This window comes from Pseudomonas sp. GLN_2 (assembly GCF_043106005.1).
Classification (GTDB): Bacteria; Pseudomonadota; Gammaproteobacteria; order Pseudomonadales; family Pseudomonadaceae; genus Aquipseudomonas; species Aquipseudomonas alloputida.
Window position 1 is genome coordinate 95,567 of record NZ_JBICMC010000026.1, and the last position, 25,611, is coordinate 121,177.

General features: G+C 62.3%; 25 protein-coding genes. 18 read left to right on the forward strand and 7 right to left on the reverse strand.

All coding sequences use genetic code 11. The annotated features are described in order from the left end of the window. Window position 1: 1 nt before the first annotated feature. The 5 genes from cysW to ACF8Q6_RS07555 all read left to right on the forward strand — a co-directional run bounded on the left by cysW (window position 2) and on the right by ACF8Q6_RS07555 (window position 4,515). Window positions 2–874 carry a sulfate ABC transporter permease subunit CysW gene (cysW, locus tag ACF8Q6_RS07535; protein WP_004575843.1) on the forward strand — a complete coding sequence of 291 codons (873 nt, stop codon included), beginning with the start codon at window positions 2–4 and terminating at the stop codon, window positions 872–874. A 3-nt stretch (window positions 875–877) separates the two neighbouring features. Further along, window positions 878–1,867, forward strand: coding sequence for a sulfate/molybdate ABC transporter ATP-binding protein (locus ACF8Q6_RS07540; protein ID WP_003248965.1), 990 nt, complete (start codon window positions 878–880; stop codon window positions 1,865–1,867). Between the two features lie 210 nt (window positions 1,868–2,077). Next, window positions 2,078–2,659: an alpha/beta hydrolase gene (locus ACF8Q6_RS07545; protein ID WP_010955697.1), complete on the forward strand. Its 582-nt coding sequence runs from the start codon at window positions 2,078–2,080 to the stop codon at window positions 2,657–2,659. A 64-nt stretch (window positions 2,660–2,723) separates the two neighbouring features. Then, entirely contained in the window at window positions 2,724–3,554 is an 831-nt protein-coding gene (locus ACF8Q6_RS07550) for a sigma 54-interacting transcriptional regulator (RefSeq protein WP_392493134.1), read from the forward strand. A 175-nt stretch (window positions 3,555–3,729) separates the two neighbouring features. Continuing rightward, the gene (locus ACF8Q6_RS07555) at window positions 3,730–4,515 is read left to right on the forward strand and encodes a MetQ/NlpA family ABC transporter substrate-binding protein (protein ID WP_392493135.1); all 786 of its coding nucleotides are present in this window, start codon (window positions 3,730–3,732) and stop codon (window positions 4,513–4,515) included. Between the two features lie 207 nt (window positions 4,516–4,722). Here the strand turns inward: ACF8Q6_RS07555 and ACF8Q6_RS07560 are convergent, their stop codons facing one another. Then, window positions 4,723–7,089: a penicillin acylase family protein gene (locus ACF8Q6_RS07560; protein WP_392493136.1), complete on the reverse strand. Its 2,367-nt coding sequence runs from the start codon at window positions 7,087–7,089 to the stop codon at window positions 4,723–4,725. Between the two features lie 86 nt (window positions 7,090–7,175). Here ACF8Q6_RS07560 and ACF8Q6_RS07565 point away from each other — a divergent pair, with 86 nt between their 5' ends. After that, a complete protein-coding gene (locus ACF8Q6_RS07565; protein ID WP_392493137.1) occupies window positions 7,176–7,742 on the forward strand; it encodes a sugar O-acetyltransferase in 567 nt (188 codons plus the stop codon). Here ACF8Q6_RS07565 and ACF8Q6_RS07570 read toward each other — a convergent pair. Further along, on the reverse strand, window positions 7,721–8,290 hold the full coding sequence (locus ACF8Q6_RS07570; protein WP_392493139.1) for a DUF6436 domain-containing protein: 570 nt from the start codon (window positions 8,288–8,290) through the stop codon (window positions 7,721–7,723). The two genes, ACF8Q6_RS07565 and ACF8Q6_RS07570, sit on opposite strands and share 22 nt — an antisense overlap. A gap of 280 nt (window positions 8,291–8,570) precedes the next feature. On the opposite strand from ACF8Q6_RS07570, the gene ACF8Q6_RS07575 reads away from it, so the two are divergent. After that, on the forward strand, window positions 8,571–9,497 hold the full coding sequence (locus ACF8Q6_RS07575; RefSeq protein WP_392492617.1) for an alpha/beta hydrolase: 927 nt from the start codon (window positions 8,571–8,573) through the stop codon (window positions 9,495–9,497). On the opposite strand, the gene ACF8Q6_RS07580 is transcribed toward ACF8Q6_RS07575, so the two are convergent. Further along, on the reverse strand, window positions 9,498–10,250 hold the full coding sequence (locus ACF8Q6_RS07580; protein WP_047603666.1) for a DUF2059 domain-containing protein: 753 nt from the start codon (window positions 10,248–10,250) through the stop codon (window positions 9,498–9,500). It abuts the gene before it with no gap. Between the two features lie 113 nt (window positions 10,251–10,363). Here ACF8Q6_RS07580 and ACF8Q6_RS07585 point away from each other — a divergent pair, with 113 nt between their 5' ends. Together ACF8Q6_RS07585 and ACF8Q6_RS07590 are read left to right on the forward strand one after the other, a co-directional pair. Further along, window positions 10,364–10,996 carry a 2OG-Fe(II) oxygenase gene (locus ACF8Q6_RS07585; protein ID WP_392492625.1) on the forward strand — a complete coding sequence of 211 codons (633 nt, stop codon included), beginning with the start codon at window positions 10,364–10,366 and terminating at the stop codon, window positions 10,994–10,996. Next, window positions 10,983–11,486, forward strand: a complete 504-nt coding sequence (locus tag ACF8Q6_RS07590; protein ID WP_392492619.1) for a DUF523 domain-containing protein — start codon at window positions 10,983–10,985, stop codon at window positions 11,484–11,486. The genes ACF8Q6_RS07585 and ACF8Q6_RS07590 overlap by 14 nt, the downstream gene beginning before the upstream one ends. 189 nt (window positions 11,487–11,675) lie before the next feature. Here the strand turns inward: ACF8Q6_RS07590 and ACF8Q6_RS07595 are convergent, their stop codons facing one another. After that, a complete protein-coding gene (locus ACF8Q6_RS07595) occupies window positions 11,676–12,164 on the reverse strand; it encodes a transporter substrate-binding domain-containing protein (protein ID WP_012054025.1) in 489 nt (162 codons plus the stop codon). Window positions 12,165–12,387: 223 nt separating this feature from the next. On the opposite strand from ACF8Q6_RS07595, the gene ACF8Q6_RS07600 reads away from it, so the two are divergent. Then, complete coding sequence (locus ACF8Q6_RS07600; RefSeq protein WP_010955687.1) at window positions 12,388–12,864, forward strand: DUF4399 domain-containing protein; 477 nt, start codon at window positions 12,388–12,390, stop codon at window positions 12,862–12,864. Window positions 12,865–12,912: 48 nt separating this feature from the next. Here the strand turns inward: ACF8Q6_RS07600 and serA are convergent, their stop codons facing one another. Next, window positions 12,913–14,142, reverse strand: a complete 1,230-nt coding sequence (gene serA, locus ACF8Q6_RS07605; RefSeq protein WP_003248995.1) for a phosphoglycerate dehydrogenase — start codon at window positions 14,140–14,142, stop codon at window positions 12,913–12,915. A 171-nt stretch (window positions 14,143–14,313) separates the two neighbouring features. On the opposite strand from serA, the gene ACF8Q6_RS07610 reads away from it, so the two are divergent. The 4 genes from ACF8Q6_RS07610 to ACF8Q6_RS07625 all read left to right on the forward strand — a co-directional run bounded on the left by ACF8Q6_RS07610 (window position 14,314) and on the right by ACF8Q6_RS07625 (window position 18,519). Beyond that, window positions 14,314–15,711, forward strand: coding sequence for an FAD-binding oxidoreductase (locus ACF8Q6_RS07610; RefSeq protein ID WP_392492622.1), 1,398 nt, complete (start codon window positions 14,314–14,316; stop codon window positions 15,709–15,711). 26 nt (window positions 15,712–15,737) lie between these two features. Beyond that, window positions 15,738–16,403, forward strand: a complete 666-nt coding sequence (locus ACF8Q6_RS07615) for a fumarylacetoacetate hydrolase family protein (RefSeq protein WP_003248999.1) — start codon at window positions 15,738–15,740, stop codon at window positions 16,401–16,403. Window positions 16,404–16,605: 202 nt separating this feature from the next. After that, window positions 16,606–17,526 (forward strand): SdiA-regulated domain-containing protein, encoded by a 921-nt coding sequence (locus tag ACF8Q6_RS07620; protein ID WP_012054021.1) that lies wholly within the window; start codon window positions 16,606–16,608, stop codon window positions 17,524–17,526. 90 nt (window positions 17,527–17,616) lie between these two features. Beyond that, complete coding sequence (locus ACF8Q6_RS07625; RefSeq protein ID WP_392493905.1) at window positions 17,617–18,519, forward strand: SdiA-regulated domain-containing protein; 903 nt, start codon at window positions 17,617–17,619, stop codon at window positions 18,517–18,519. A 103-nt stretch (window positions 18,520–18,622) separates the two neighbouring features. On the opposite strand, the gene rpiA is transcribed toward ACF8Q6_RS07625, so the two are convergent. After that, complete coding sequence (rpiA, locus tag ACF8Q6_RS07630; protein WP_003249004.1) at window positions 18,623–19,297, reverse strand: ribose-5-phosphate isomerase RpiA; 675 nt, start codon at window positions 19,295–19,297, stop codon at window positions 18,623–18,625. Between the two features lie 133 nt (window positions 19,298–19,430). Between rpiA and ilvA the strand changes: the two genes are divergently transcribed. Next, window positions 19,431–20,945 (forward strand): threonine ammonia-lyase, biosynthetic, encoded by a 1,515-nt coding sequence (ilvA, locus tag ACF8Q6_RS07635; protein ID WP_392493904.1) that lies wholly within the window; start codon window positions 19,431–19,433, stop codon window positions 20,943–20,945. A 147-nt stretch (window positions 20,946–21,092) separates the two neighbouring features. Further along, window positions 21,093–21,518 (forward strand): DUF2269 domain-containing protein, encoded by a 426-nt coding sequence (locus ACF8Q6_RS07640; protein ID WP_012054018.1) that lies wholly within the window; start codon window positions 21,093–21,095, stop codon window positions 21,516–21,518. A gap of 130 nt (window positions 21,519–21,648) precedes the next feature. Here the strand turns inward: ACF8Q6_RS07640 and ACF8Q6_RS07645 are convergent, their stop codons facing one another. Next, a complete protein-coding gene (locus ACF8Q6_RS07645) occupies window positions 21,649–22,305 on the reverse strand; it encodes an HAD family phosphatase (RefSeq protein WP_010955680.1) in 657 nt (218 codons plus the stop codon). A gap of 141 nt (window positions 22,306–22,446) precedes the next feature. Here ACF8Q6_RS07645 and ACF8Q6_RS07650 point away from each other — a divergent pair, with 141 nt between their 5' ends. Together ACF8Q6_RS07650 and ptsP are read left to right on the forward strand one after the other, a co-directional pair. Next, the gene (locus ACF8Q6_RS07650) at window positions 22,447–22,926 is read left to right on the forward strand and encodes an RNA pyrophosphohydrolase (protein WP_003249017.1); all 480 of its coding nucleotides are present in this window, start codon (window positions 22,447–22,449) and stop codon (window positions 22,924–22,926) included. A 22-nt stretch (window positions 22,927–22,948) separates the two neighbouring features. Next, the gene (gene ptsP, locus ACF8Q6_RS07655; RefSeq protein ID WP_088512588.1) at window positions 22,949–25,228 is read left to right on the forward strand and encodes a phosphoenolpyruvate--protein phosphotransferase; all 2,280 of its coding nucleotides are present in this window, start codon (window positions 22,949–22,951) and stop codon (window positions 25,226–25,228) included. Window positions 25,229–25,611 lie beyond the last annotated feature (383 nt).

Genomic DNA, 25,611 nt, shown 5'->3' on the forward strand with positions numbered 1-25,611 from the left:
CATGTCCAGTTCATCCCTGAGTGCAAGTGCCGCAGCCAACGCCGCCCGCCGTGGCAGCGCCACGTCACGGCGTATCCTGATCGGCCTTGGCTGGCTGGTGTTCGCCCTGTTCCTGCTGCTGCCGCTGGTGATCGTGGTATCGCAGGCACTGAAGAACGGTTTTGGCACTTTCTTCGAGGCGATCTTCGAACCCGATGCGTTGTCGGCGCTGAAACTGACCCTGCTCGCCGTGGTTATCTCGGTGCCGCTGAACCTGGTATTTGGCGTAAGCGCTGCCTGGTGCGTGAGCAAGTACACCTTCCGCGGCAAGAGCATCCTGGTCACCCTGATCGACCTGCCGTTCTCGGTGTCGCCCGTGATCGCCGGCCTGGTCTACGTGCTGATGTTCGGCGCGCAAGGCCTGTTCGGGCCGTGGCTGCAGGACCACGATATCCAGATCGTGTTCGCCCTGCCGGGCATTGTCCTGGCGACCATTTTCGTTACCGTACCGTTCGTGGCCCGTGAGCTGATCCCGCTGATGCAGGAGCAAGGCACGCAGGAGGAGGAGGCTGCACGGCTGCTCGGTGCCAACGGCTGGCAGATGTTCTGGCACGTGACCCTGCCGAACATCAAATGGGGGCTGATCTACGGCGTGGTGCTGTGTACCGCGCGGGCCATGGGCGAGTTCGGTGCGGTGTCGGTGGTGTCGGGCCACATCCGTGGCGTGACCAACACCTTGCCGCTGCATGTGGAGATTCTCTACAACGAGTACAACCACGTCGCAGCCTTCAGCGTGGCCAGCCTGTTGCTGATCCTGGCGCTCTTCATCCTGCTGCTCAAGCAGTGGAGCGAGAACCGTATTAACCGCCTGCGCCATAGCGCCGCGGAGGAATGATTCATGTCGATCGAAGTTCGTAACGTCAGCAAGCGCTTCAACAGCTTCCAGGCCCTGAACGCAATCAACCTGGACATCAACAGCGGCGAGCTGGTGGCTCTGCTCGGCCCGTCCGGCTGTGGCAAGACCACCCTGCTGCGCATCATTGCCGGCCTGGAAACCCCGGACCAGGGCAACATCGTGTTCCATGGCGAGGACGTTTCCGGCCATGACGTGCGTGATCGTAATGTCGGGTTCGTGTTCCAGCACTACGCGCTGTTCCGCCACATGAGCGTGTTCGACAACGTTGCGTTCGGCCTGCGCATGAAGCCCAAGGGTGAGCGCCCGAGCGAGAGCAAGATTGCCGAGAAGGTGCATGAGCTGCTGAACATGGTGCAACTGGACTGGCTGTCCGACCGCTACCCCGAGCAGCTTTCCGGTGGCCAGCGTCAGCGTATCGCCCTGGCCCGCGCCCTGGCGGTGGAGCCGAAGGTGCTGCTGCTGGACGAGCCGTTCGGTGCGCTGGATGCCAAGGTGCGCAAGGAGCTGCGTCGCTGGCTGGCGCGGCTGCACGAGGATATCAACCTGACGTCGGTGTTCGTTACCCACGACCAGGAAGAAGCCATGGAAGTAGCCGACCGCATCGTGGTGATGAACAAGGGCGTGATCGAGCAGATCGGCTCGCCGGGTGAGGTGTACGATCAGCCGGCCAACGATTTCGTCTACCACTTCCTCGGTGACTCCAACCGCCTGGCCTTGAGCGAAGGGCATCACGTGCTGTTTCGCCCGCACGAGGTGTCGCTGTCGCGGCATGAGACCGAAGGGCACCATGCGGCCGAGGTGCGCGACATTCGGCCGTTGGGCGCGACCACGCGGGTGACCTTGAAGGTGGAAGGGCAGAGCGAGCTGATCGAGGCCGAGGTGGTGAAAGACCATGACAGCCTGACCGGGCTGGCGCGGGGAGAGACGTTGTTCTTCCGGCCGAAGGTATGGCAGAAGGTGGCGGATATCTGAGTCGCACAAGGAAAAGAGAGCCCGGGCATGGTCCCGGGTTTTTCTTGCCTGAACGTTTGACAGGGCAGCTTTACAGCCTTTTACAAGCGAGTGGCGGTAGCGCACTTGTTATGCCCTATGGGTATTAATAAATATCTTCTTATTCCTTTACGAATATTTCGCCCTCCCTATACTTGTCTCCAAGCACGCAAACTTACTGGAGGCGTCCCCATGCGCAATGAGTCGATTCGCTACCTGATTGTGCCGGGTTGGCAAGGATCGCCAGACAACCATTGGCAGAGTCACTGGCAGCGCACCCTGCCCAACAGTGCACGGGTTGAACAGCAAGACTGGCTCACCCCGCAGCGGCAGGACTGGGTGCACGCGCTGGAGCAGGCGATTGCCGCCGAGCGCTCGCCGGTGATCCTGATTGCCCACAGCCTTGGTTGCATCACTGTCGCCCATTGGGCAGCGCAGGCAAGCCCAGCCTTGCTGCGGCAGGTGCGTGGTGCACTGCTGGTGGCGCCGGCAGATGTCGAACGGCCCACGTGCGCACCCGTGCTGCGCAACTTTGCGCCGATCCCTACCGAGGTGCTGCCGTTCCCTAGCCAGGTCGTCAGCTCGGACAACGACCCGGCCGTGAACGTGCCACGGGCGCTGTACCTGGCCCAGGCATGGGGCGCCGAAGCGGGTTTGCTGAGCAATGCCGGGCACATCAACGTCAAGTCCGGTCATGAGCGCTGGGAACAAGGCTTCGCCTACCTGTATCGCTTGCAGAGCCGGATCGAGCAGCGTGCACTGCGCCGCGCCTGATCGCCCTTACTGTTCACCCTTTGCCTGACGCCTGGCCATTACGGGCCTGGGGCGGGAGTTCGTCATGACGTTTCAAAACCCGTTCGGCCAGCCGCTGCTGACCTTCCCCGAGCTGGACAAGAGCCCGCTGAGCATTCGTGCCAAGGCGCTGGTGTTCATCGACCCGCGCTCGCAGCAGCTGCGCGAGGACCTTGAGCGCCTGGCGCCACAACCTTTGCCGGTGCTGATCCGTGGCGAAACCGGCACCGGCAAGGAGCTGCTGGCTCGGCAGATCCACCGTACCAGCGACCGTGGAGGGTTGTTCGTGTCGGTCAACTGCGCGGCCATCAGCCCCACCTACGCCGATGCCGAGCTGTTTGGCTATAGCGCGGGCACCCATGGCGGTACGGCCAGCAGCCGCGCCGGCTGGTTCGGTTCGGCCAGCGGCGGCACCTTGTACCTGGACGAGATTGCCGACTTGCCGTTGGCCATCCAGGGCAAGCTGCTGGCGGCCCTGGAAAACCGCGAGGTCACTCGGGTGGGCGCGCAGCTGCCACAGCCGGTGGATGTGCGTCTGGTAGCCGCCACCAGCATCGACCTGGCCCGTGTAGTACGTGCAGGGCGCTTCAACGAGCGCCTGTACCAGTATCTGCGCGAGGGCGCGCTGGAACTGCCGCCGCTGCGCGAGCGGCCGGGCGATATCCTGCCGCTGGCCGAGTACTTCGTGGGCATCTACAGCGTGCGCCTGCAACGGCCTGTGCCCTTGGTGAGCGAGGCGGCGCAGCGGGTGCTGGAGGCGCATTTCTGGCCGGGCAATACCCGCGAACTGGAGAACGTCATCCACTTTGCCTTGCTGGTCAATGACGGCGAAGAGATCCTGCCAGAAGACCTCGAACTGCCTGACCCCGCGCGTTAGACATCGCTCATGGGTAAAGAGGCTGATGGTATTGTGTTTTTGGAATAAGCAGCTAAGTAAAAGATATTGTTGCGGAATAAAAAATTTGGGTATCGTCCGCCTCACGCCCACTGGTGAACCGGTTGGGCACCCGATTTGCCATCGTCGATGGCCCAGATTCAGAACAAGGACCACCATGAAGAAGACCCTGCTGACCACTGCCCTGGCTGCTGCCCTGGCGTTCTCCGGCCTGGCCGCTGCTGCCGAGAAACTGGTGGTTGCCGCTACCCCGGTACCGCACGCCGAAATTCTCGAACTGATCAAGCCGACCCTGGCAAAAGAAGGCGTGGACCTTCAGATCAAGGTCTTCACCGATTACGTGCAACCGAACGTGCAGGTGGACCAGAAGCGCCTGGACGCCAACTACTTCCAGACCCTGCCGTACTTGAAGAGCTTCAACGAAGGCAAGGGCACCCACCTGGAAACCGTGATCGGTGTGCACGTCGAGCCGTTCGGTGGTTACTCGAAGAAGATCAAGAACCTGTCCGAGCTGAAGGAGGGCGCCACCGTTGCCATCCCTAACGAAGGCAGCAACAGCGGCCGCGCCCTGATCCTGCTGCAGAAGGCTGGCCTGATCACTCTGAAAGACCCGAAAAACGCCCTGGCCACGCCAAAGGACATTGCCGAGAACCCGAAGAAGCTGAAGTTCCGCGAGCTTGAATCGGCCATGCTGCCGCGTGTGCTGGACCAGGTCGACCTGGACATGATTAACACCAACTACGCCCTGGAAGCCGGCCTGAACCCGGCCAAGGACGCGCTGGTGATCGAAGGTGCCGACTCGCCGTACGTGAACTTCCTGGTTGCCCGCCCGGACAACAAGGACAGCAAAGCCATCCAGAAACTGGCCAAGGCCCTGACCAGCCCTGAAGTGAAGGAATTCATTGCCAAGAAGTACCAGGGTGCGGTGCTGCCGGCGTTCTGATGCGCTTGCTTCACCTTGCATGACCCAACGCCGACACCTTTGTGTCGGCGTTTTCATTGCTGGGATCTCTGAAAGCTGGCGCGATCCCTGTGGAGCGGGTTTACCCGCGAAGAATCCAACGCGGTGCATGGCACCGGCTGCGCCGGTTTCGCGGCTAAATCCCCACAGTGCTCGCGCAAACTTTTGGGCCTTGAGCAAGGCAGCCCCTTACGGCCCTGGCACCAATCGCAAGGTACTCTGCGCCGGTATTACCCCCATCTGTGCCTTCTGATACTGCCCCTGCACATACCCTTCGGCCTGGTCCGCGTAATGCCGGTCGAACGGCACGCCACTCTGCCCGACCGGGTTGATGGTCAGCGCCTGCCCGGCATCGGCAAAGTCGATCAGCCGCCGCGTCGACGGCCCATAGGTCACCGGCCATGGCGCGGAGCTGATCTTCGCCGAGAGGTTGTTCGGCACTTCATGGGTACCAGGTGCGGCGAACGGCCCAACGTTGAACAGCAGGTTCAGCGGCTTTTTCACCCCCAGCGGATGGTTGTGGGTCAGGGTATGGGCCTTGCCCCATTGCCAGCTGGCTGGGTCCTTGCCGAGGGTGTCGCGCAAGTGGCCAAGGCTCTTTTGCCAGGCTTCGCGCACGATCGAGCTGCGGTCAGTGCGCTGGTTGGCGCCGCGGGTGTTCCACCAGGGCGACTCGGCATCGGCGGCAAGACGCGGCAGCGCGGCATCGATGGCACGGGTGCTGATCAGCACCGGGAACCAGGTATCGCCCAATTCGTCATGCAACGCGGCATAGGCCAGCGCGTAGAGGAACTGGTTGAACAGCGTGGCACTGGTTGAGTCCAGTGGATAGTCGCCGCGCCAGGCAGCCAACTGCTCGACCAGTTCCTTTTCCTCGTCACCCTGGGCGATCTGACGCAACGTCGCCAGCAGCGGTGCCAAGGTGCGCGGGCCGTAATCGCTGGCCGTATCGAGTTGCAGCGCCTGGCTGTTCTGCATGTCCCATTTCACCTCCGGGTTGGCCAGCTGGCGATCGAGCTGGCGGCCGCGGTCGGCGAGGTTATAGTAGCCGGGTATCGGCACCACAGCGGGTGGCTGGTAGTTGGCCGAGACGATATAACCGCTGGCCGGATTCTCCTGTTGCGGGTTGACGCTGAAGGGGTAAAAGCCGGGTTTGTCGGCCTGGCTGCTGGCGCCGTCGAGGATGAACGCCGGGTTCACACCGTCCGGGCGAATCGGCAGTTTTGCCGCCGCCCACCAGCCGATATCGCCACGGGCATTGGCCCAGACGAAGTTCAGCCCCGGCGCCTGCACCTTGGCAGCCGCTTCGCGCATCTTGCCCAGGGTGTCGGCGCGATTGAGCTGGTAGAAGCCTTCGAGGATCGGGTTCTCGGTTTCGAGGAACGCCCACCACATGGCAATCGGCGTGGCCCCTGCCGTGGCGCCGAGGACTTCGTTGACGATTGGCCCGTGGGGTGAGCGGCGCAGGTTGATGGTGACCGGTTGCTCGCCTTTGATTGCAATCTGCTGCTCGGTCTTTTCCAGTGTGCGCCACTGGCCATCGACCATCACCTGATCGGCGTTGGCGGGGTTGGTCTTTTCGGCGATCAGGTCCACGTCATCGTTCTGAAACATGGTCAGGCTCCAGCCAAAATCACGGTTGTGGCCGAGCAGAGCGAACGGGTTGAGTGCCTGGAAATAGCCGTAGAGATTGAAACCGGGCGCTGACAGCTCGGCCTCGTACCACACCGCAGGTACGGCGAAGCTGATGTGCGGGTCGCCAGCCAGCAACGGCTTGCCACTGCGGGTGCGGCTACCCGCGACCGCCCAGGCGTTGCTGCCTTCGAACTGCGGGATGCCGGCGTCGCCCAGTGCGTCATTGCTTAAGCGCGCAAGTGCTTCCAGGCTTTGCCAGTCGGCAGCGGCCAGTGGCGTGCCCAATGCGCCCTCGGGTTGCCAGCCAAGGTCGAATATTTTCAGGTAGTCAGGCCCCAGCTGGTCGCGGATGTAGGTCAGCGCTGGCTCGGTGCGGAACGCGGCGGCAAAACTGTAGGCCAGGTAGCCGGCGATGCTCAGCGTGTCCTCGGCGGTGAACGGGCGCGGGGTGATGCCGAGCAGGTCGAATTCCGTGGGCTTGGGGTGGCTGGCCTGCCAACTGTTGACCCCCTCGAGGTAGGCTTGCAGGGCCTTCCATGCCGGCGCCTGCGGATCCTGTCGCTTGGCCATCAGCGCGGCCTGCTCGCGTATGCGCAGGCTGCGGAACAGGGTGTCGGTGGGCAGCAGCTTGTCGCCGAGCACCTCAGCCAGTTCGCCACGGGCCAGGCGGCGCAAAATCTCCATCTGGAACAGCCGGTCCTGGGCATGCACGTAGCCCAGTGCACGGTAAAGGTCCGGCTCGCTCTGTGCCTGCAGGTGTGGCACGCCGCGGGCGTCGTAGCGCACGCTGACCGGCGCTTGCAGGCCGGTAATGGCGACCTCGCCCTCGCGCTGCGGCAGCTTCCCCTGCACGTACCAGTAACCGGCGGCGCCAGCGGAAACGGTGACTACCACCGCCAGCAGGGTCAGGCTGCGCTTCATTCAGACTCCTTGTGCATTCAAACGAAAAATGTGGTCCGATCATCGGCGCATTCGCGAACAGAGCATAGCCCCAGGAAGGAGTTTCCATGTCCCTCAGCGAAAAACACAAAATGCTCACCGGCCAGCTCTACCACGCTGGCTGCCCTGAACTGCAGGCCGAGCAGATCGCCAACAAACACTGGATGCACCGCTACAACAACAGTGTCGAACTGCTCAACGACGCACGCCACGGGCTGCTTGTGGCGCATTTTGGCCAGGTTGGCGAAGGCGCGGTGATTCGCCCGCCGTTCTATTGCGATTACGGCTACAACATCAGCGTTGGCCGTAATACTTTCATGAACTTCAACTGCGTGATCCTCGACGTGGTGCCGGTGCGTATCGGCGACGACTGTCAGATCGGCCCCAACGCGCAGATCTACACCGCCGACCATCCGCTCGATCCTGAAGTGCGGCGCAGCGGGCTGGAGAGTGGGCGGACGGTGACCATCGGCGACAACGTGTGGATCGGCGGTGCGGCGATCATCCTGCCGGGGGTGACCATCGGTGATAACGCCATCGTCGGCGCCGGCAGTGTGGTGACCCGGGATGTGCCCGCGGGCGCGACGGTGGTGGGTAACCCGGCGAGGGTCCGTCAGCCCGACCAAGGGCAGTAGCAGCCTACCGCCAGGGTATTGGAGGCGTTGACCTGGCGGCCGTCGAGCAAAGCCTTGAGGATTGGCTCGATGAAGCTGTTGCTGGCGTTGCACACAGCACCTTCGCTGTAGGGGCCAAAATAAGCCAGGCGGCCTTGCCGGTCCCAGATGGCCACGGCCGGGGACGCAGGCAGGTGCTCGCTGCCGGGCAGGTGGGTGATGGGTTGCAAGCTACCGACATTGGCCGGTAGCTGGCCGTGGCTGCCGGGCTTTTGCAGCACATGGAAGGTAACATCGTGGCCAGCGAACTGGCTGATAAGGTCGCCCAGGTGCTGTTGGTTGCCAACGTTGCATGGGCAGGCCGGGTCCCAGAAATGCACGACGCGGATCGGGCCAGCACCGGCCAGCTCGGCAGGTAGCTGTAACTGGCTGCCGTCGAACAGCGTGGCCTGGTTGTCGAACGGGCGCAGGTAGCGAGCCTGAAAGGCGCTGTAGGCCTGCCAGAGAATTACGGCGCCGACCAACAAGGCGATGACCGTGCACAGCGGTTTGATGATTCGGCTATTCATGAAGAGTCGGTGGCCCTTGTGGGAGCAACTGTCTTGCTCAATTTCTAAAAGCTGGTGCGATCCCTGTGGGAGCGGCCTTGCGTCGCGAAAGGGCCGCGCAGCGGCCCCAGGATCTCGGCATCATGCATAGATCGCTGGGGCCGCTTTGCGGCCCGTTCGCGACACAAGGCCGCTCCCACAATTAGTTCGGTGCTGGTTGTTGGAGGTAAGCAAGCTTGCCATGGCGCCGGCCAGAGCTGAAGATTCCAGATCAATACTTGCATCAATGTGGATGTACCCGATGCCCCCTGCCTTTCACCCCAACTGCCTGCGCACCAGCCTGGCGCCGTTCACCACTCGCCAGCCACTGTCGGCACAAGCGCAGGACTACCAGCGCTTCTATGGCCTGGACCTGCCGGCACACAGCTGGCTGGGCGGCTTCCAGGCGGCGGGGTTCGACCTGGTCGGGCAGGCCTGGCTACCCGAGCAGCCCAGCGCGACGTTGTTCCTGCTGCACGGCTATTACGACCACATGGGCCTCTACCAGCATGTGATTGCGTGGGCACTCAAGCAAGGTTTTGCGGTGATCAGTTGCGACCTGCCCGGCCACGGCCTGTCCAGCGGCGAGCGGGCCAGCATCACTGACTTCGCGGTGTACCAGCAGGTGCTGGAGGCCTTGTTCGAACAGTCGCACACGCTGCAACTGCCGCACCCGTGGCACCTTTGTGGGCAGAGCACGGGGGGGGCGATTGCCGTGGACCATCTGCTGCACCAGGGCGCACGCAGCCCCGTCGATGGCCAGGTCATCCTGCTGGCCCCGCTGGTGCGGCCATGTTCCTGGCGCTGGTCGAAGTTCAGTTATTGCGTGCTGCGCCACTTCGTCAATGGCATCGAACGGCGCTTCAGTGAGAACACCAACGACCCGGCCTTCCTGCCGTTCCTGGAGGCCGACCCGCTGCAACCGCGTCGCCTGCCAACGGCCTGGGTGGGCGCACTGATCGCCTGGGTCAAACGCATCGAGGCCGCGCCGCGCAGTGCGCGTCGGCCATTGATCGTGCAGGGGGAGGCGGATGGCACGGTGGACTGGCCCCACAACCTCGAAGTGCTCAAGGCCAAGTTTGCCGAGCCACAGATCCTGATGCTGCCCGAGGCCCGTCACCACCTGGCCAACGAGTTGCCGGGCATCCGCCAGCGCTACTTCGACTTCATCGACCAGCGCCTGGGCTGATCACTTCAGGTCGTTGGTGCTTTGGCCAACCGCCAGGCCGGCGCGTACAGCGGCCAGGGCCGCCTGGTAGTAAGCCTTGCCCTCTGGCGACTCGGCAAAGGTGGCGAACGCTTCCAGCTCGGCATCGGACAGGTCGCGGTAGACGTACAGCAGGGTGTTGTTCAGGTCTTCGCCAATCTGCCCCATCAACCGCTGGCGCTGGCCATCCAGCAGGCTCTGGGCCTGGCCACCGCCGAACAGGCCGGGGATCATCGAGCTGAGGCTGTCGGCGGCTACACCGGCGATGGCAAGGCTGACTTCGGCGCCGGCTTCACGCGCAGGCAGGGCTTGGGCCAGGTGGCCGATGACCAGCAGGCGATCGTCGCTGGCCTGGATCTTGGGCAGGCCTTTGGCGTTCTTGGCCAGTTCGTCCTTTCGGGTGGCCTTGAGCTCGGCCGCCACCACTTTGCGCCCTAGCGGTGACTGGAAGAAGGCCAGGGCCGGTGCCGGGTTGGCCAGGGTGGCGCGCAGCTTTGCCTGGGCGCGACGGTCCACCGCCTGGGCCTGGAAGCGCTGGTTGCTGTTGTTGACCAGCGCCTGGTAGACGGCGGGTGGCAAACTGTTGCGGTAGCGCTCCTGGGCAGCGGTCAGGGCATCGTTGAAGTGGGCGCGCTGGTCGGGCCAGCCGGCGGCCTTGTACAGTTGATCCAGGTTGTCTGCCCAGACAGGCATGGTGCAGATCATCAGCAGAATCAGGGAAAACAGACGGCGCATTCAGGACTCCTGTCGGCAGGTGGCTATTGTCCTTGGCCCGGCGCCGGTTTGTCGAGATACCCGCGTGTTTCTCGGCCAAGTGGCGCTGTGCGGCGACAGGGCGAATGGATATGATGCGCGCCATGCACATATCCCCTGAACACCCGATGCTTGCGGCCGTCGTCGACGATCTGGCCACCCATGGCTGGTCCCAGCAGGCGCACTTTCTGCCTGCCGACCTGGTGCGCGCGCTGGCGGCCGAGTGCCGGCGCCGTGATGCCGAAGGCGAACTGAACCCCGCAGGGGTTGGGCGGGGTGCTACCCAGGAGGTGCGCGAAACCATTCGCGGTGACCAGATCCAGTGGATCGACCCGGGGCAGGCCGAGGCCTGCGACCTGTACCTGGCGGCGATGGATCAGCTGCGCCTGGCAATCAACCAAGGCCTTTTCCTGGGCCTGGAAGACTTTGAATGCCACTTTGCCCTGTACCCACCGGGGGCGTTCTATCGCCGGCACCTGGACCGCTTCCGCGACGATGACCGGCGCATGGTCTCGGCGGTGCTTTACCTCAATGAAGGCTGGCAACCGCATGACGGTGGCCAGTTGCGTATGTTCCTGGCCGACGGTGTCGAGCACGATGTCGAGCCAGTGGCCGGTTGCCTGGTGGTATTCCTGTCGGGCGAAGTGCCTCACGAAGTCCTGCCGGCCGGGCGTGAGCGGCTGTCATTGACCGGCTGGTTCAGGCGGCGTGGCAATGACCCGTTCTGAGAGGCCCAAGGTGCTGGTGAGCGCCTGCCTTTTGGGGCAGCCAGTACGCTATGACGGCCGGGCAAGCGGTCATCCCGATTTGATGCAGCAGTGGCAGGCCGAAGGGCGCGTGGTGGCGTTGTGCCCGGAGGTAGCCGGCGGCTTGCCGACACCGCGGCCGCCAGCAGAGATCCCGGGAGGGCAGGGCAGCGCAGTGCTCGATGGCGACACGCAGGTGCTGACGGTGACGGGTGAAGATGTCAGTGCCGCGTTTCTGGCGGGTGCGCAATTGGCGCTGGAGCTAGTGCGGCGGCATGGCATTCGCGTAGCGGTGCTGAAGTCTGGCAGCCCTTCGTGTGGCAACCGGTTGACCTATGATGGCACCTTCAGGGGTGTGAAAGTGGCGGGGGAAGGGGTAACCACGGCGCTGCTACGGCGGGCGGGCGTGCAGGTGTTCAGCGAGCTGGAGCTGGACCAGGCGCAGCGGGCTTTGGCTGATAGATCTGCTTGAACCTGCGCCGGCCCTTTTGCGGGTGAACCCGTTCCTACCACGGTGGTGGACACCCATCGGGGGTTGGACACAGTCCGTCGTGTAGGAGCGGGTTCACCCGCGAAGAGGCCGGCCCTGCTGGCCAATCTCCCCCGCCGATCACCGTTGCCGCCGCCACTGTATTAGCGGGTACAGGTTGCAAAGAAGACCTCACTGCCCGCCTGCAGTCTCCTGCACACCCTTGAACCACTTCTGCTCAAGCTCGGCAGTCCGGCCATTGTCTTTCAAGCGCTGCAACGCATTGTTTACGGCGCTTTCAAAAGCCGGGTTGTCCTTCTGAAACGGGATCACCAGCTTCTTCTCGCCAATCGGCAGGCTCACATCGAGCGGGCCGTCGTCTGTGAGCGATTCACTCGACGGGGCGAACGCGATGTCGTACTTGCCACTCTCGACACCCGCCAGCACTTCGGCAGACGGGGCTTCGACGAACTCGGCGCGCAAGTCCAGTTCCTTGGCCAGGGCCTGGCCAAATTCGATGTCGAAACCTGTCAGGTGGTCGTCTTGTTTGAAGGCGTATGGTGAGTTCTCGGCCTGTACGGCAATGCGCAGTTCGCCCCGGTCGGCGATTTCGTCGATCAGCTCTGCCTGAGCCAATGGACTGATCAGTACTGCCAGCAGTACCCCTATGGTCGAACGCATGTATGCCCCTTTTCTTTTAGCAGTTTGAAATCGATCGCCACGGCTTTCTTCCTCGCCGTGATCGAGCGCAGCCTATGACCTTCAAGCCTCGGCATTGTTTAACCCTGACTGAAATATTTCTGCCAGGCAATGTGAACACCTTGGCGCATATTTCAACTAAGGTGAACTACCGCCGCGTTTGGATTACAGGCTGCGGTCAATAAGTGAATCACAGGAGAAGTGAATGAACAGCCTATTTTCGCGTGCTGCCGTTGCCGGTCTGCTGATGGGAGCGTCGGTGTTCGCCAGTGCCGCAGACGCCCTGAAGAGCCAGGAGCCGCCCAAGGAGGCGAAGGTCTTCATCGTTTCCCCCGCCGATGGTGCCACGGTCGACAAGACCTTCACCGTCAAGTTCGGTATCGAGGGTATGGGCCTCAAGCCTGCGGGTGACCAAACCCCGCACACCGGGCACCACCATCTGCTGGTGGATGTCGACAAAGAGCCGGTGGCTGACATGCCGCTGCCGACCAGCCTGATGCCAGAGGCCGGCGTCGCACTGCCGAAGGGGCCGCAAGTGCTGCACTTTGGCAAGGCACAGACCGAAACCAGCATTACCCTGACCCCGGGCAAGCACACCCTGCAACTGATTCTGGGTGACCAGTATCATGTGCCGTTCAAGCCTAGCGTCGAGTCGAAGAAGATCACGGTTGAAGTGAAATAAAAAAAAGGGAGGCCTTCAGGGCCTCCCTTTTTCATGCTGCACCGAGACTTAGAACAGGACGCGGGAACGGATGGTGCCCTTGACCTGTTGCAGTTTCTCTTGCGCAAGGTCCGAGTACTCGGCGTCAACGTCGATTACCACGTAACCGACTTTCTCGTTGGTCTGCAGGAACTGACCGGAGATGTTGATACCGTTCTCGGCGAAGACCTTGTTGATCTCGCTGAGCACGCCCGGGATGTTTTCGTGGATGTGCAGCAGACGGTGCTTGCCTGGGTGAGCCGGCAGGGCCACTTCCGGGAAGTTGACCGAGGACACCGAAGTACCGTTGTCGCTGTACTTGACCAGCTTCTCGGCCACTTCCAGGCCGATGTTGGCCTGGGCTTCGGCGGTGGAACCACCAATGTGCGGCGTCAGGATCACGTTGTCGAGGCCGCGCAGCGGGCTTTCGAACTCTTCGTCGTTGGAGCGTGGCTCGACCGGGAACACGTCGATGGCGGCGCCGATCAGGTGCTTGTCCTTGATGGCAGCGGCCAGGTGGTCCAGTTCGACCACGGTGCCACGGGCGGCGTTGATCAGGATCGCGCCCTTCTTCATCGAGCGGATTTCCTTCTCGCCGATCATCCACTGAGTGGAGGGCAGCTCAGGCACGTGCAGCGAGACGATGTCAGCCAGACCCAGCAGCTCGTTCAGGCTGGTGACCTGCACGGCGTTGCCCAGTGGCAGCTTGGTCAGCGGGTCGAAGAAGTACACCTGCATGCCCATGTTCTCAGCCAGTACCGAAAGCTGGGTACCAATCGAGCCATAGCCGACGATGCCCAGTTTCTTGCCGCGGATTTCAAACGAGTTGGCCGCGCTCTTGATCCAGCCACCACGGTGGCAGGAGGCGTTCTTCTCAGGGATGCCGCGCAGCAGCAGGATGGCTTCGGCCAGCACCAGCTCGGCCACCGAACGGGTGTTGGAGTACGGTGCGTTGAACACGGCGATACCGCGCGCGCGGGCAGCTTCCAGGTCAACCTGGTTGGTGCCGATGCAGAAGCAGCCAACAGCGACCAGTTTCTTGGCGCAGTCGAAGATCTCTTCAGTGAGCTGGGTACGCGAACGGATGCCGATGAAGTGGGCATCAGCGATCTTTTCCTTCAGCTCGGCTTCCGGCAACGAACCAGTGAGGTATTCGATGTTGGTGTAGCCGGCGGCCTTGAGAGTATCGACCGCGTTCTGGTGCACACCTTCAAGAAGAAGGAACCGGATCTTGCTCTTGTCGAGAGAAGTCTTGCTCATCTGCGTAAACCTGTATCCCGGAGATAAATTGGCGAGGGGTGATGCCAGGCGCGAGGGCAGCCTTAGCATGAACAGCGGGAGGGCTATGCTAGCATACGCGACACAATCTGAGCTTATCCCGACAGGTGAAGAGTGCTCAGGGTGACCATGAATAAGTCGAGAGTTCCAGCGATGACCCACCCCGCTGTTATTGAAGAACTGATGACCCTTGTCGACCCTGGCAAGGTCCTGACTGACCCGGTTTCCCTCGAAGCGTATGGCAAGGACTGGACCAAGCATTACCCGCCAGCGCCCAGCGCCATCGTCTTCCCCAAAACGATAGAACAGGTGCAAGCCATTGTGCACTGGGCCAATGCGCACAAGGTGGCGCTGGTGCCCTCTGGCGGGCGCACCGGGCTTTCTGCCGGCGCCGTGGCGGCCAATGGCGAGGTTGTCGTCGCCTTCGACTACATGAACCAGATCCTTGGCTTCAATGCTTTCGACCGTACTGTGGTTTGCCAGCCAGGGGTCGTCACCCGCCAGCTGCAAACCTACGCCGAAGAGCAAGGTCTGTATTACCCGGTGGACTTCGCTTCCAGCGGCTCCAGCCAGATTGGCGGCAATATCGGCACCAATGCCGGCGGGATCAAGGTGATTCGTTACGGTATGACCCGCAACTGGGTGGCCGGGCTGAAAGTGGTCACCGGCAAGGGCGAGTTGCTGGAGCTGAACAAAGACCTGATCAAGAACGCCACCGGCTACGACCTGCGCCAGCTGTTCATTGGTGCCGAGGGTACGCTGGGCTTCGTGGTCGAGGCCACCATGCGCCTGGACCGCGCACCGCGCAACCTCACCGCCATGGTGCTGGGCACACCGGACTTCGACGCTATCATGCCGGTGCTGCACGCCTTCCAGGGCAAGCTGGACCTGACCGCTTTCGAGTTCTTCTCCGACAAGGGGTTGGCCAAGATCCTCTCCCGCGGCGATGTGCCTGCGCCCTTCGCGACGGATTGCCCGTTCTATGCGCTGCTGGAGTTCGAGGCCAGCACTGAAGAGGTTGCCAATGAAGCATTGGCTACCTTCGAGCACTGCGTCGAGCAGGGTTGGGTGCTGGACGGGGTGATGAGCCAGAGCGAAAGCCAGCTGAAAAACCTGTGGAAGCTGCGCGAGTACCTGTCGGAAACCATCTCGCACTGGACACCGTACAAGAACGACATTTCCGTCACCGTATCGAAAGTGCCTGCGTTCCTGCGCGATATCGACGCCATCGTCTCAGCGCATTACCCGGACTATGAAGTGGTGTGGTACGGCCATATTGGTGATGGCAACCTGCACTTGAACATCCTCAAGCCTGAGCATATGAGCAAGGACGACTTCTTCGCTTCGTGTGCCAAGGTCAACAAGTGGGTGTTTGAGATCGTCGAGCGTTACAACGGGTCGATTTCTGCCGAGCATGGCGTGGGCATGACCAAGCGTGACTACCTGGGCTACAGCCGCTCCCCCGAAGAAATCGCCTGCATGAAGGCAATAAAGGCCGTGTTCGACCCTAACGGCATCATGAATCCGGGTAAGATCTTCGCACCTGAATAAAAAGCAGTATCCAGAAGGAGTCGGCCATGAGTTACCAGCACCAGTACGTAGACGGCACGCGCATTCACTTCCCCCTGGGCAAGGTGGTGTGTATCGGCCGTAACTATGCCGAGCATGCCAAGGAACTGGACAACCCGATCCCCACCGAGCCGCTGCTGTTCATCAAACCAGGCAGCTGCGTGGTGCCGGCCGAAGGTGGCTTCAAGATCCCGGCCGAGCGTGGGTCGGTGCACTATGAGGTTGAAATTGCCGTGCTGCTGGGCAAGCCGCTGTCGACCCACCCGAGCGAGGAAGAGGTGCTGGACGCCATTTCCGGTTACGCACCGGCGCTGGACCTGACCCTGCGCGACGTGCAGGCCAAACTGAAGGAAAAGGGCCTGCCTTGGGAGCTGGCCAAGTGCTTTGACGGCGCTTGCGTGCTGCCACCGTTCGTCTCGGCCGCCAGCTTTGAGGACGTGACAGACATCCCGGTGCGCCTGACCGTGAACGGCGAAGTGCGCCAGGAGGGTAGCAGCGCGATGATGCTGAACCCGATCGTGCCGATGATCCAGTACATGGCAGCGCATTTCTCGCTACAAGCGGGGGATGTAATCCTCACCGGCACCCCGGCGGGTGTTGGGCCGTTCAATGTCGGTGACGAGCTGGTGCTGGAACTGCCGGGTGTGAGCCGCTTCGAAAGCCGGGTGCTTTAACTCGAAACCGCGTCGCCTTCTTCGCGGGTAAACCCGCTCCTACAGGGAACGCGTCGCCTTTTTCGCGGGTAAACCCGCTCCTACAGGGATTGCAGCACCTTGGGAGCGGGCATACCCGCGAATGGGCCGGTACTGTTTACCGATTTTTCACACCCAATCCGGATAATGCGCGCACCTATGCCCATTTCCCCAGGATCACCGCATGCCATCCTCCTCCAGCGCCCCGGCAACTCCCAAGCGTCGCTTCTACCTGCGCTGGCCCTTCGGCCTGGCCGTGGCGGCGGTGATCGGCTATGGCGTGGCCGTGGCCATGCACTGGGATGACCGCGGTGCACTGTGGGTAAAAGAAAGCTTCGAAAGCACCACCGCGCGCAGCGATAGCGTGTGGCTGCCGGATTACCAGGTGGACATCGACGCCAAACCGCTGCCGGGCATGGACGATGACGAAGCCTCGGACGTGGCCTTCAACCCGCAGACCCGCACCCTGTTCGCGGTCATGGGCAAGAACCCGTTCCTGGTCGAGCTGAGCCTGGAGGGCGATGTACTGCGCAAGATCCCGCTCAACGGCTGGAACAACCCCGAAGGCATCGCGGTGCTGGAAGACGGCAACCTGGCCATCACCGACGAGCGCCTGCATGACCTGACCGTGGTCAAGGTGGACGCGCAGACCACTGCACTGAATCACGACGACTTCCCGAGCCACGACCTGGGCCCTTCGGCCAAGAGCAACAAGGGCTTCGAGGCCATCGCCTGGGATCCGCTGCGCCAGCGCCTGATCATTGGCGAGGAGCGCCCGCCCAAGCTGTACACCTGGAACACCGATGGCCGCAGCCCGCTCAAGGGTGAGAAGCAGCCGTTGCCGAGCGATGAGCTCGACTTGCGCAACCTGTCTGCGCTGGGTGTCGACCCGCGTACCGGCCACTTGCTGGTGCTCTCGGCCGACTCCAACATGCTGCTGGAGCTGGACGAGCAGGGCCAGCAAGTCAGCTTCATGACGCTGCTGGGCGGCTTCAACGGGCTTGAAGACACCATTCCGCGGGCTGAAGGGGTGGCCATGGACGACAGAGGAAACTTATATATGGTCAGCGAGCCGGCGCTTTTCTATCGATTCAAAAAGAACTGACAACATCATCAGATTTGCCTGACATTTGCATTAAGCTTTGCTTCAGCCATTCATGATTAGATTCGCCATCCTTGTGTCGAGTCTGTCCCTATGCGTCGTTTTGTTCGCCTGTTCCTTGTTCTGGCTGCCCTTGGTCTGCTCCTGCTTGGCTGGGCCGGGCAGGAGTTTCGCCTGTTCGAGCGTGGCTGGTTCAATCTCAAGACCTGGTGGCAGCCTGTGGAGCGCAGCATTGGCCTGAATCGCTACCGGGTGGTGCTGGAGGCGCAGCCGATCGAAGGGCTGGATGATGACATTTCGGCGCTGACCTACGACCCCGACCGCAAAACCCTCTTCACGGTCACCAATGCCCGTTCGGAGCTGATCGAGCTGTCGCTGGATGGCCGTATCCTGCGGCGTGTGCCGCTGACTGGCTTCGGCGACCCGGAGGCTGTGGAGTACGTTGGGCCTAACAGCTATGTGATCACCGACGAGCGTCAGCAACGGCTGATTCGCGTACGGCTGGAAGACGACACGATGTTTCTCGATGCCGGTGATGCCGAACAGCTGACATTGGGTATTGGCCTCAATGGCAACAAAGGCTTCGAGGGCCTTGCCTACGATTCGGCGGGCAAGCGCCTGTTCGTGGCGAAAGAGCGTGACCCGATGCTGATCTATGAGGTGCATGGCTTCCCGCATGACAATCCGGAAAAGCCCTACGCTGTGCATGTGGTGCAGGACCGCAAGCGCGATTCACGGTTGTTTGTGCGGGATTTGTCGAGTTTGCAGTTCGATGAACGCAGCGGGCATTTGCTGGCATTGTCGGACGAGTCGCGGTTGGTGCTGGAGCTGGATGTACAGGGCCAGCCGCTGAGTACCTTGTCGTTGCGCAAGGGTTTCCAGGGGTTGCAGGCGACGGTGCCGCAGGCGGAGGGGATTGCGATGGACGAAGCGGGGACCATTTACCTGGTCAGTGAGCCGAACCTGTTCTATGTGTTCAAGCAGCCGACTGATTGATCGCCTGTCAGGGCCTGTTCGCGGGTAAACCGCTCCTACAGGGATCGCCACGGTTCCAGGCCGGTGGGGTACCTTGTAGGAGCGGGTTTACCCGCGAAGGGTTTTACTCGGCCTTGAGGCTCTTCACGCCCTCAGCGGTACCCAGCAGCAGCAGATCCGCCGGCCGCGCCGCGAACAGGCCGTTGGTCACCACGCCGACGATAGCGTTGATCTGCGCTTCCAGTTCCACCGGGTTGGTGATCTGCAGGTTGTACACATCCAGGATCACGTTGCCGTTGTCGGTGACCACGCCTTCACGGTACACCGGATCGCCACCCAGCTTCACCAGCTGACGTGCCACGTGGCTGCGGGCCATGGGGATTACTTCGACCGGCAGCGGGAAGGCCCCCAGTACCGGCACCAGCTTGCTGCCGTCGGCGATGCAGATAAAGGTCTTGGCCACGGCCGCGACGATCTTTTCGCGGGTCAGGGCTGCGCCGCCGCCCTTGATCAGGTGCAGGTGTGCGTCGCTCTCGTCAGCACCGTCCACGTAAAACTCAAGCTCGCTGACGCTGTTCAGTTCGTAGACCGGGATGCCGTGGCCCTTCAGGCGCTGGGCAGTGGCTTCGGAGCTGGCGACTGCGCCGTCGAACGCGGTCTTGTGCTGAGCCAGGGCATCGATGAAGAAGTTGGCGGTCGAACCGGTACCGACGCCTACGACGCTCTTTTCATCCAGCTTGGGCAGAATGAAGTCGACAGCGGCCTGGGCGACGGCCTGTTTGAGTTGGTCCTGGGTCATGCGGGCTCCGGAAGGGGCAGGGCGGTTTCAAAGTTGCCTAGTATAACGGCTCGCACGGCTTTGCTGTGGTCGCCCGACGTAGCGCTGGGGTAGACTCCCAGCCCTCGTCCCGCGGCCCAGTGATGCTTTCCCGATGCTCGAACAGTACGTCAAGAAGATCCTCACCTCGCGCGTCTATGACGTTGCCGTCGAAACCCCGTTGCAGAGCGCCGGGCAGCTGAGCAAGCGCCTGGGCAACCAGATTCTGCTCAAGCGCGAAGACCTGCAGCCAGTATTCTCGTTCAAGATCCGCGGCGCCTATAACAAACTGGCCCAGCTGAGCCGGGAAGAACTGGCCCGTGGCGTGGTCACCGCCTCGGCCGGCAACCACGCCCAAGGCCTGGCCCTGGCCGCGCGCGAAATGGGCATCAAGGCCACCATCGTGATGCCCAAGACTACTCCGGAGATCAAGGTCGAAGGCGTGCGCTCGCGCGGTGGCAAGGTGGTGCTGCATGGCGACTCGTTCCCTGAGGCACTGGCCTATTCGCTGAAAATGGTCGATGAAAAGGGCTTCGTCTACGTTCACCCTTACGACGATCCGCACACCATCGCCGGGCAGGGCACCGTCGCCATGGAAATCCTGCGCCAACACCCTGGCCAGCTGGATGCGATCTTCGTGCCGGTGGGCGGTGGCGGCCTGATCGCCGGCATTGCTGCCTACGTGAAGTACCTGCGCCCGGAAATCAAGGTAATCGGTGTCGAGCCGGACGATTCCAACTGCCTGCAGGCGGCCATGGCTGCCGGTGAGCGTGTGGTGCTGCCGCAGGTCGGGCTGTTCGCGGATGGCGTGGCGGTGGCGCAGATTGGCCAGCACACCTTCGATATCTGCCGCCACTATGTGGACGAAGTCGTCACTGTCAGTACCGATGAAATCTGCGCAGCAATCAAGGATATCTACGACGATACCCGCTCGATCACCGAGCCTGCTGGCGCGCTGGGTGTGGCGGGCATCAAGAAGTACGTCGAGCTATACGGCGTCAGCGACCAGACCCTGGTGGCCATCGACTCCGGTGCCAACGTCAATTTCGATCGCCTGCGCCATGTGGCCGAACGTGCCGAGCTGGGTGAAAAGCGCGAGGCGATCATCGCCGTGACCATCCCTGAGCGCCCGGGTAGCTTCAAGGCCTTCTGCGAAGCTATCGGCAAGCGTCAGATCACCGAGTTCAACTACCGCAAGCACACCTCTGACGAAGCGCATATCTTCGTTGGGGTGCAGACCCACCCGGAAAACGACCCCCGCGCAGCGTTGGTGCAGCAACTGACCGAGCAGGGCTTCCCGGTTACCGATCTGACCGACAACGAACTGGCCAAGCTGCATATTCGTCATATGGTCGGCGGTCACTCGGCCGGTGCCAGCGATGAAATGGTGCTGCGCTTCGAATTCCCCGAGCGGCCGGGTGCGCTGTTCAACTTCCTCAACAAGCTGGGCGGGCGCTGGAACATCTCGATGTTCCACTACCGCAACCATGGCGCGGCTGATGGGCGCGTGGTGGCGGGGCTGCAGGTACCGGAGGACGAACGTCACCTGGTGCCGGCAGCGCTGGCCAAGATTGGTTACCCGTACTGGGACGAGACCGAAAACCCGGCCTACAAACTGTTCCTGGGCTGAGCGGCTAAGCTAGGGCTGATGGCCCTTACGCGGGCTTGCCCGCGCCCACAGGTACTGCGCAGGCCTCAAGGCCTGAGATACCTTGGCAGGAGCGGGTAAGCCCGCGAAGAAGCGACCGCAAAATGCCCGTTTAAGGACGACCGAGACATGGAACACCTGACCACGCTCAAGACCCTGCACATCATCGCCACCGCGCTGCTGCTTCTGGGCGCCCTGGGTCTGGCGATCTGGACCTGGCGCGCCCGCCGCCAGGGCGATGCCGAAGCCTACGCCAAGCTGCTGCGCCGGCCGTTGGTGTTCGTCTGGCTGGTGATGGGCCTGTGCCTGGTGAGCATGCCGTTCACCGGCTGGTGGCTGGTACACCTGGTGGGCTGGCCACTGGGGCAGACCTGGGTGTTGGCATCCAGTGTCATCTATACCTTCGGTGCGTTTGCTGTGTGGTGGCTGCTGGTGCGGCTGAACCGGCTGCGCAAGGCCGAGGTGGTAGGGTTGCGGTTTACCCTGGCGCTGGCGGTATTCAGTGGGGTTTGCTTCCTGTCCATTGCCGGGCTGATGGGGGCCAAGCCGGTCTGACAGCCTTGTGCTGATTGTGCCGGCCTATTCGCGGGTGAACCCGCTCCTACAGGTACAGCGCAGCCCTCAAGGCCTGTGGTGATTCCTGTGGGAGCGGGCGTGCCCGCGAAAAGACCGGCACGGGAAAACCTCAATCCCGCAGCGAGATCACCGGCCACCCACGCTTATCCGCCTCGGCCCGCAGGTCCGGTGCCGGGTCCACTGCTACTGCATGCGTCACCCGCTGCAACAACGGCAGGTCATTCATCGAGTCGCTATAGAAGTAGCTGTCCTCAAGATCAAAGCCGTTCTCCAGCATCCAGCGCTCCAGCCGCGTCACTTTGCCTTCACGGAAACACGGTATATCGGTACTACGCCCGGTGTAGCGGCCGTCGCGCACCTCGCATTCGGTTGCCAGCAACACCCGCACCCCCAGGCGCCGGGCGATCGGTGCGGTGACGAAGCGGTTGGTAGCGGTGATGATCACCAGCTGGTCGCCCGCCTCGCGGTGCTGCTGCAGCAAGGCCAGGGCCTTGGGCAGGACGATGGGCTCGATGCAGTCGCGCATGAAGTCGCGGTGCCACTCGTCGAGCCGGGCCATGGGTGTTGCCGCCAGGATCTCCATGGAAAAGGCCAGGTAGGCCTGAAGGTCCAGGGTGCCATTGAGGTAATCCTGGTAGAAGCTGTCGTTGCGTTGCTTGTAGGCGACCGGGTCGAGAATGCCGCGCTCGCAAAGATAGTCACCCCAGGCATGGTCGCTGTCGCCACCGAGGAGGGTATTGTCCAGGTCGAATAAAGCCAGGCGCATCGCGGTCACTCGCATCAGCCACAGGGTAGGCCCGCAGAATACGGAGTTTTCACGCAGCTGCACATAAGCTTGGCGGGCGCGTTGCTGCGCTCGCAAGCTTTGTGGAACAATGCGTTGACATGCGTTTGCGAGGTTGCTGCCGTGATCGACCCGGATGGTTTTCGCCCCAATGTCGGGATCATTCTCACGAATGATGCCGGGCAGGTGCTATGGGCTCGACGGATCAACCAGGATGCCTGGCAATTCCCCCAGGGTGGTATCAACCCTGACGAGACGCCGGAAGACGCCCTGTACCGCGAGCTGAACGAAGAAGTTGGCCTTGAACGCGACGATGTAGAAATTCTTGCCTGCACCCGTGGCTGGTTGCGTTATCGTTTACCCCAGCGATTGGTACGTACCCACAGCCAGCCGCTGTGCATCGGCCAGAAGCAGAAGTGGTTCCTGCTGCGCCTGGTGAGCAACGAACAACGGGTGCGGATGGACCTGACCGGCAAGCCGGAATTCGACGGTTGGCGCTGGGTGAGCTATTGGTATCCGCTGGGCCAGGTTGTGACATTCAAGCGCGAGGTTTACCGGCGCGCCCTGAAAGAGCTAGCACCGCGTCTGTTGACGCGCGACTGACGACGGAGTTCGACCCCGAGCCATGCTCAATACGCTGCGCAAGATCGTCCAGGAAGTAAACTCCGCCAAAGATCTCAAGTCGGCGTTGGGGATCATTGTCTTGCGCGTCAAGGAAGCCATGGGCAGCCAGGTCTGCTCGGTCTACCTGCTCGACCCGGAAACCAACCGCTTCGTGCTGATGGCGACCGAAGGCCTGAACAAGCGCTCCATCGGCAAGGTCAGCATGGCCCCCAACGAAGGCCTGGTTGGCCTGGTCGGTACCCGGGAAGAGCCGCTGAACCTGGAAAACGCCGCCGACCACCCGCGTTACCGCTACTTTGCCGAAACCGGCGAAGAGAAATTCGCCTCCTTCCTGGGTGCGCCGATCATCCACCACCGCCGTGTGGTCGGGGTACTGGTCATCCAGCAAAAGGAGCGCCGCCAGTTCGACGAGGGCGAGGAAGCCTTCCTGGTCACCATGAGCGCCCAGCTTGCCGGGGTTATCGCCCACGCCGAGGCTACCGGCTCGATCCGTGGCCTGGGCCGTCAGGGCAAAGGTATTCAGGAAGCGCGCTTCGTGGGTGTGCCGGGTTCGCCTGGTGCCGCGGTGGGGCGTGCGGTGGTGATGTTGCCGCCGGCCGACCTGGAAGTGGTCCCGGACAAGACCGTCGATGACATCGACGCCGAACTCAAGCTGTTCCAGAACGCCCTGGAAGGTGTGCGCGACGACATGCGCAAGCTGTCGGCCAAACTGGCCACCCAGCTGCGCCCGGAAGAGCGTGCGCTGTTCGATGTCTATCTGATGATGCTTGAAGACGCAGCCCTGGGCGGTGAGGTGACCGAGGTCATCAAGACCGGCCAGTGGGCCCAGGGCGCCCTGCGCCAGGTGGTTGGTGAGCACGTCAACCGCTTCGAGCTGATGGACGACGACTACCTGCGTGAGCGTGCCTCCGACGTCAAGGACCTGGGGCGCCGCCTTTTGGCCTACCTGCAGGAAGCGCGCTCGCAGTCGCTGGTGTATGCCGACAACACCATTCTGGTCAGTGAGGAACTGACACCGGCCATGCTCGGTGAAGTGCCGGAAGGCAAGCTGGTCGGCCTGGTCTCGGTACTTGGCTCGGGCAACTCCCACGTCGCCATCCTCGCGCGGGCCATGGGCATCCCCACAGTGATGGGCCTGGTCGACCTGCCATACTCCAAAGTCGACGGTATTGAACTGATCGTCGATGGCTACAAGGGCGAGGTGTTCACCAACCCCAGCGAAGTGCTGCGCAAGCAGTACAGCGAAGTGGTCGAGGAGGAACGCCAGCTGGCCCAAGGGCTGGATGCACTGCGCGAACTTCCGTGTATCACGCCCGACGGCCACCGCATGCCCCTGTGGGTCAACACTGGCCTGCTCGCTGACGTGGCCCGTGCCCAGCAGCGCGGCGCTGAAGGGGTAGGCCTGTACCGCACCGAAGTGCCGTTCATGATCAACCAGCGTTTCCCCAGTGAGAAAGAGCAGCTGGCCATCTACCGTGAGCAGCTGGCGGCCTTCCACCCGCTGCCGGTGACCATGCGTACCCTCGACATCGGTGGTGACAAGGCACTGTCGTACTTCCCCATCAAGGAAGAAAACCCGTTCCTCGGCTGGCGCGGCATCCGCGTCACCCTCGACCACCCGGAAATCTTCCTGGTACAGACCCGCGCCATGCTCAAGGCCAGCGAGGGCCTGAACAACCTGCGCATCCTGCTGCCGATGATTTCCGGCATTCACGAGCTGGAAGAGGCGCTGCACCTGATCCACCGTGCCTGGGGTGAAGTGCGTGACGAAGGTACCGATGTACCGATGCCGCCCGTGGGTGTGATGGTGGAAATTCCGGCGGCGGTGTACCAGACCAAGGAGCTGGCGCGGCAGGTGGACTTCCTGTCGGTAGGCTCCAACGACCTGACCCAATACCTGTTGGCGGTGGACCGCAACAACCCGCGGGTCGCCGACCTGTACGATTACCTGCACCCGGCGGTACTGCAGGCGCTGAACACGGTGGTGCGCGACGCCCATGGCGAAGGCAAGCCGGTGAGCATCTGCGGCGAGATGGCCGGTGACCCGGCGGCGGCGGTCCTGTTGATGGCCATGGGCTTCGACAGCCTGTCGATGAACGCCACCAACCTGCCGAAGGTCAAGTGGATGCTGCGCCAGATCAATATGGGCAAGGCCAAGGAACTGCTGGCCGAGGCCTTGAGCCATGACAACCCGCAGGTTATCCACAGCTCGCTGCAGCTGGCCCTGAAGAACCTTGGGTTGGCGCGGATGATTGGGCCTGGGGCTAACAAAACCTTGTGAGGGTGATGTGGCCTGTCCCGGCCTCTTCGCGGGTGAACCCGCTCCTATGTATGGACTCGCCCACACTGTCTAGCTGCTTTTTGAACATAGGAACCCGGTTGCATCTATGTATCAGGCCTGTTCGAGGAAGCTTTTTGCTTCTGGCCAACATCGTGGTGAGCTCGCAGTGTGCCGTTTACATTGAGGCCACTATCAGGCCTGTAGGAGCGGAGGCATCGGTCTGCGACGGTCTTACCTAGGGTCAATGTTCACTAGCAGGGGTTGGAGCGCCTAGCGCCCCGGTGGCATTACTCGGTTGGTCAGAGGCTCATAGCCGCCTCCGGTTTTTCGTTTGGTTTGCGTTGGTAAACCTGATCGCTTTGTAACAGGGCCCAGATAATCCG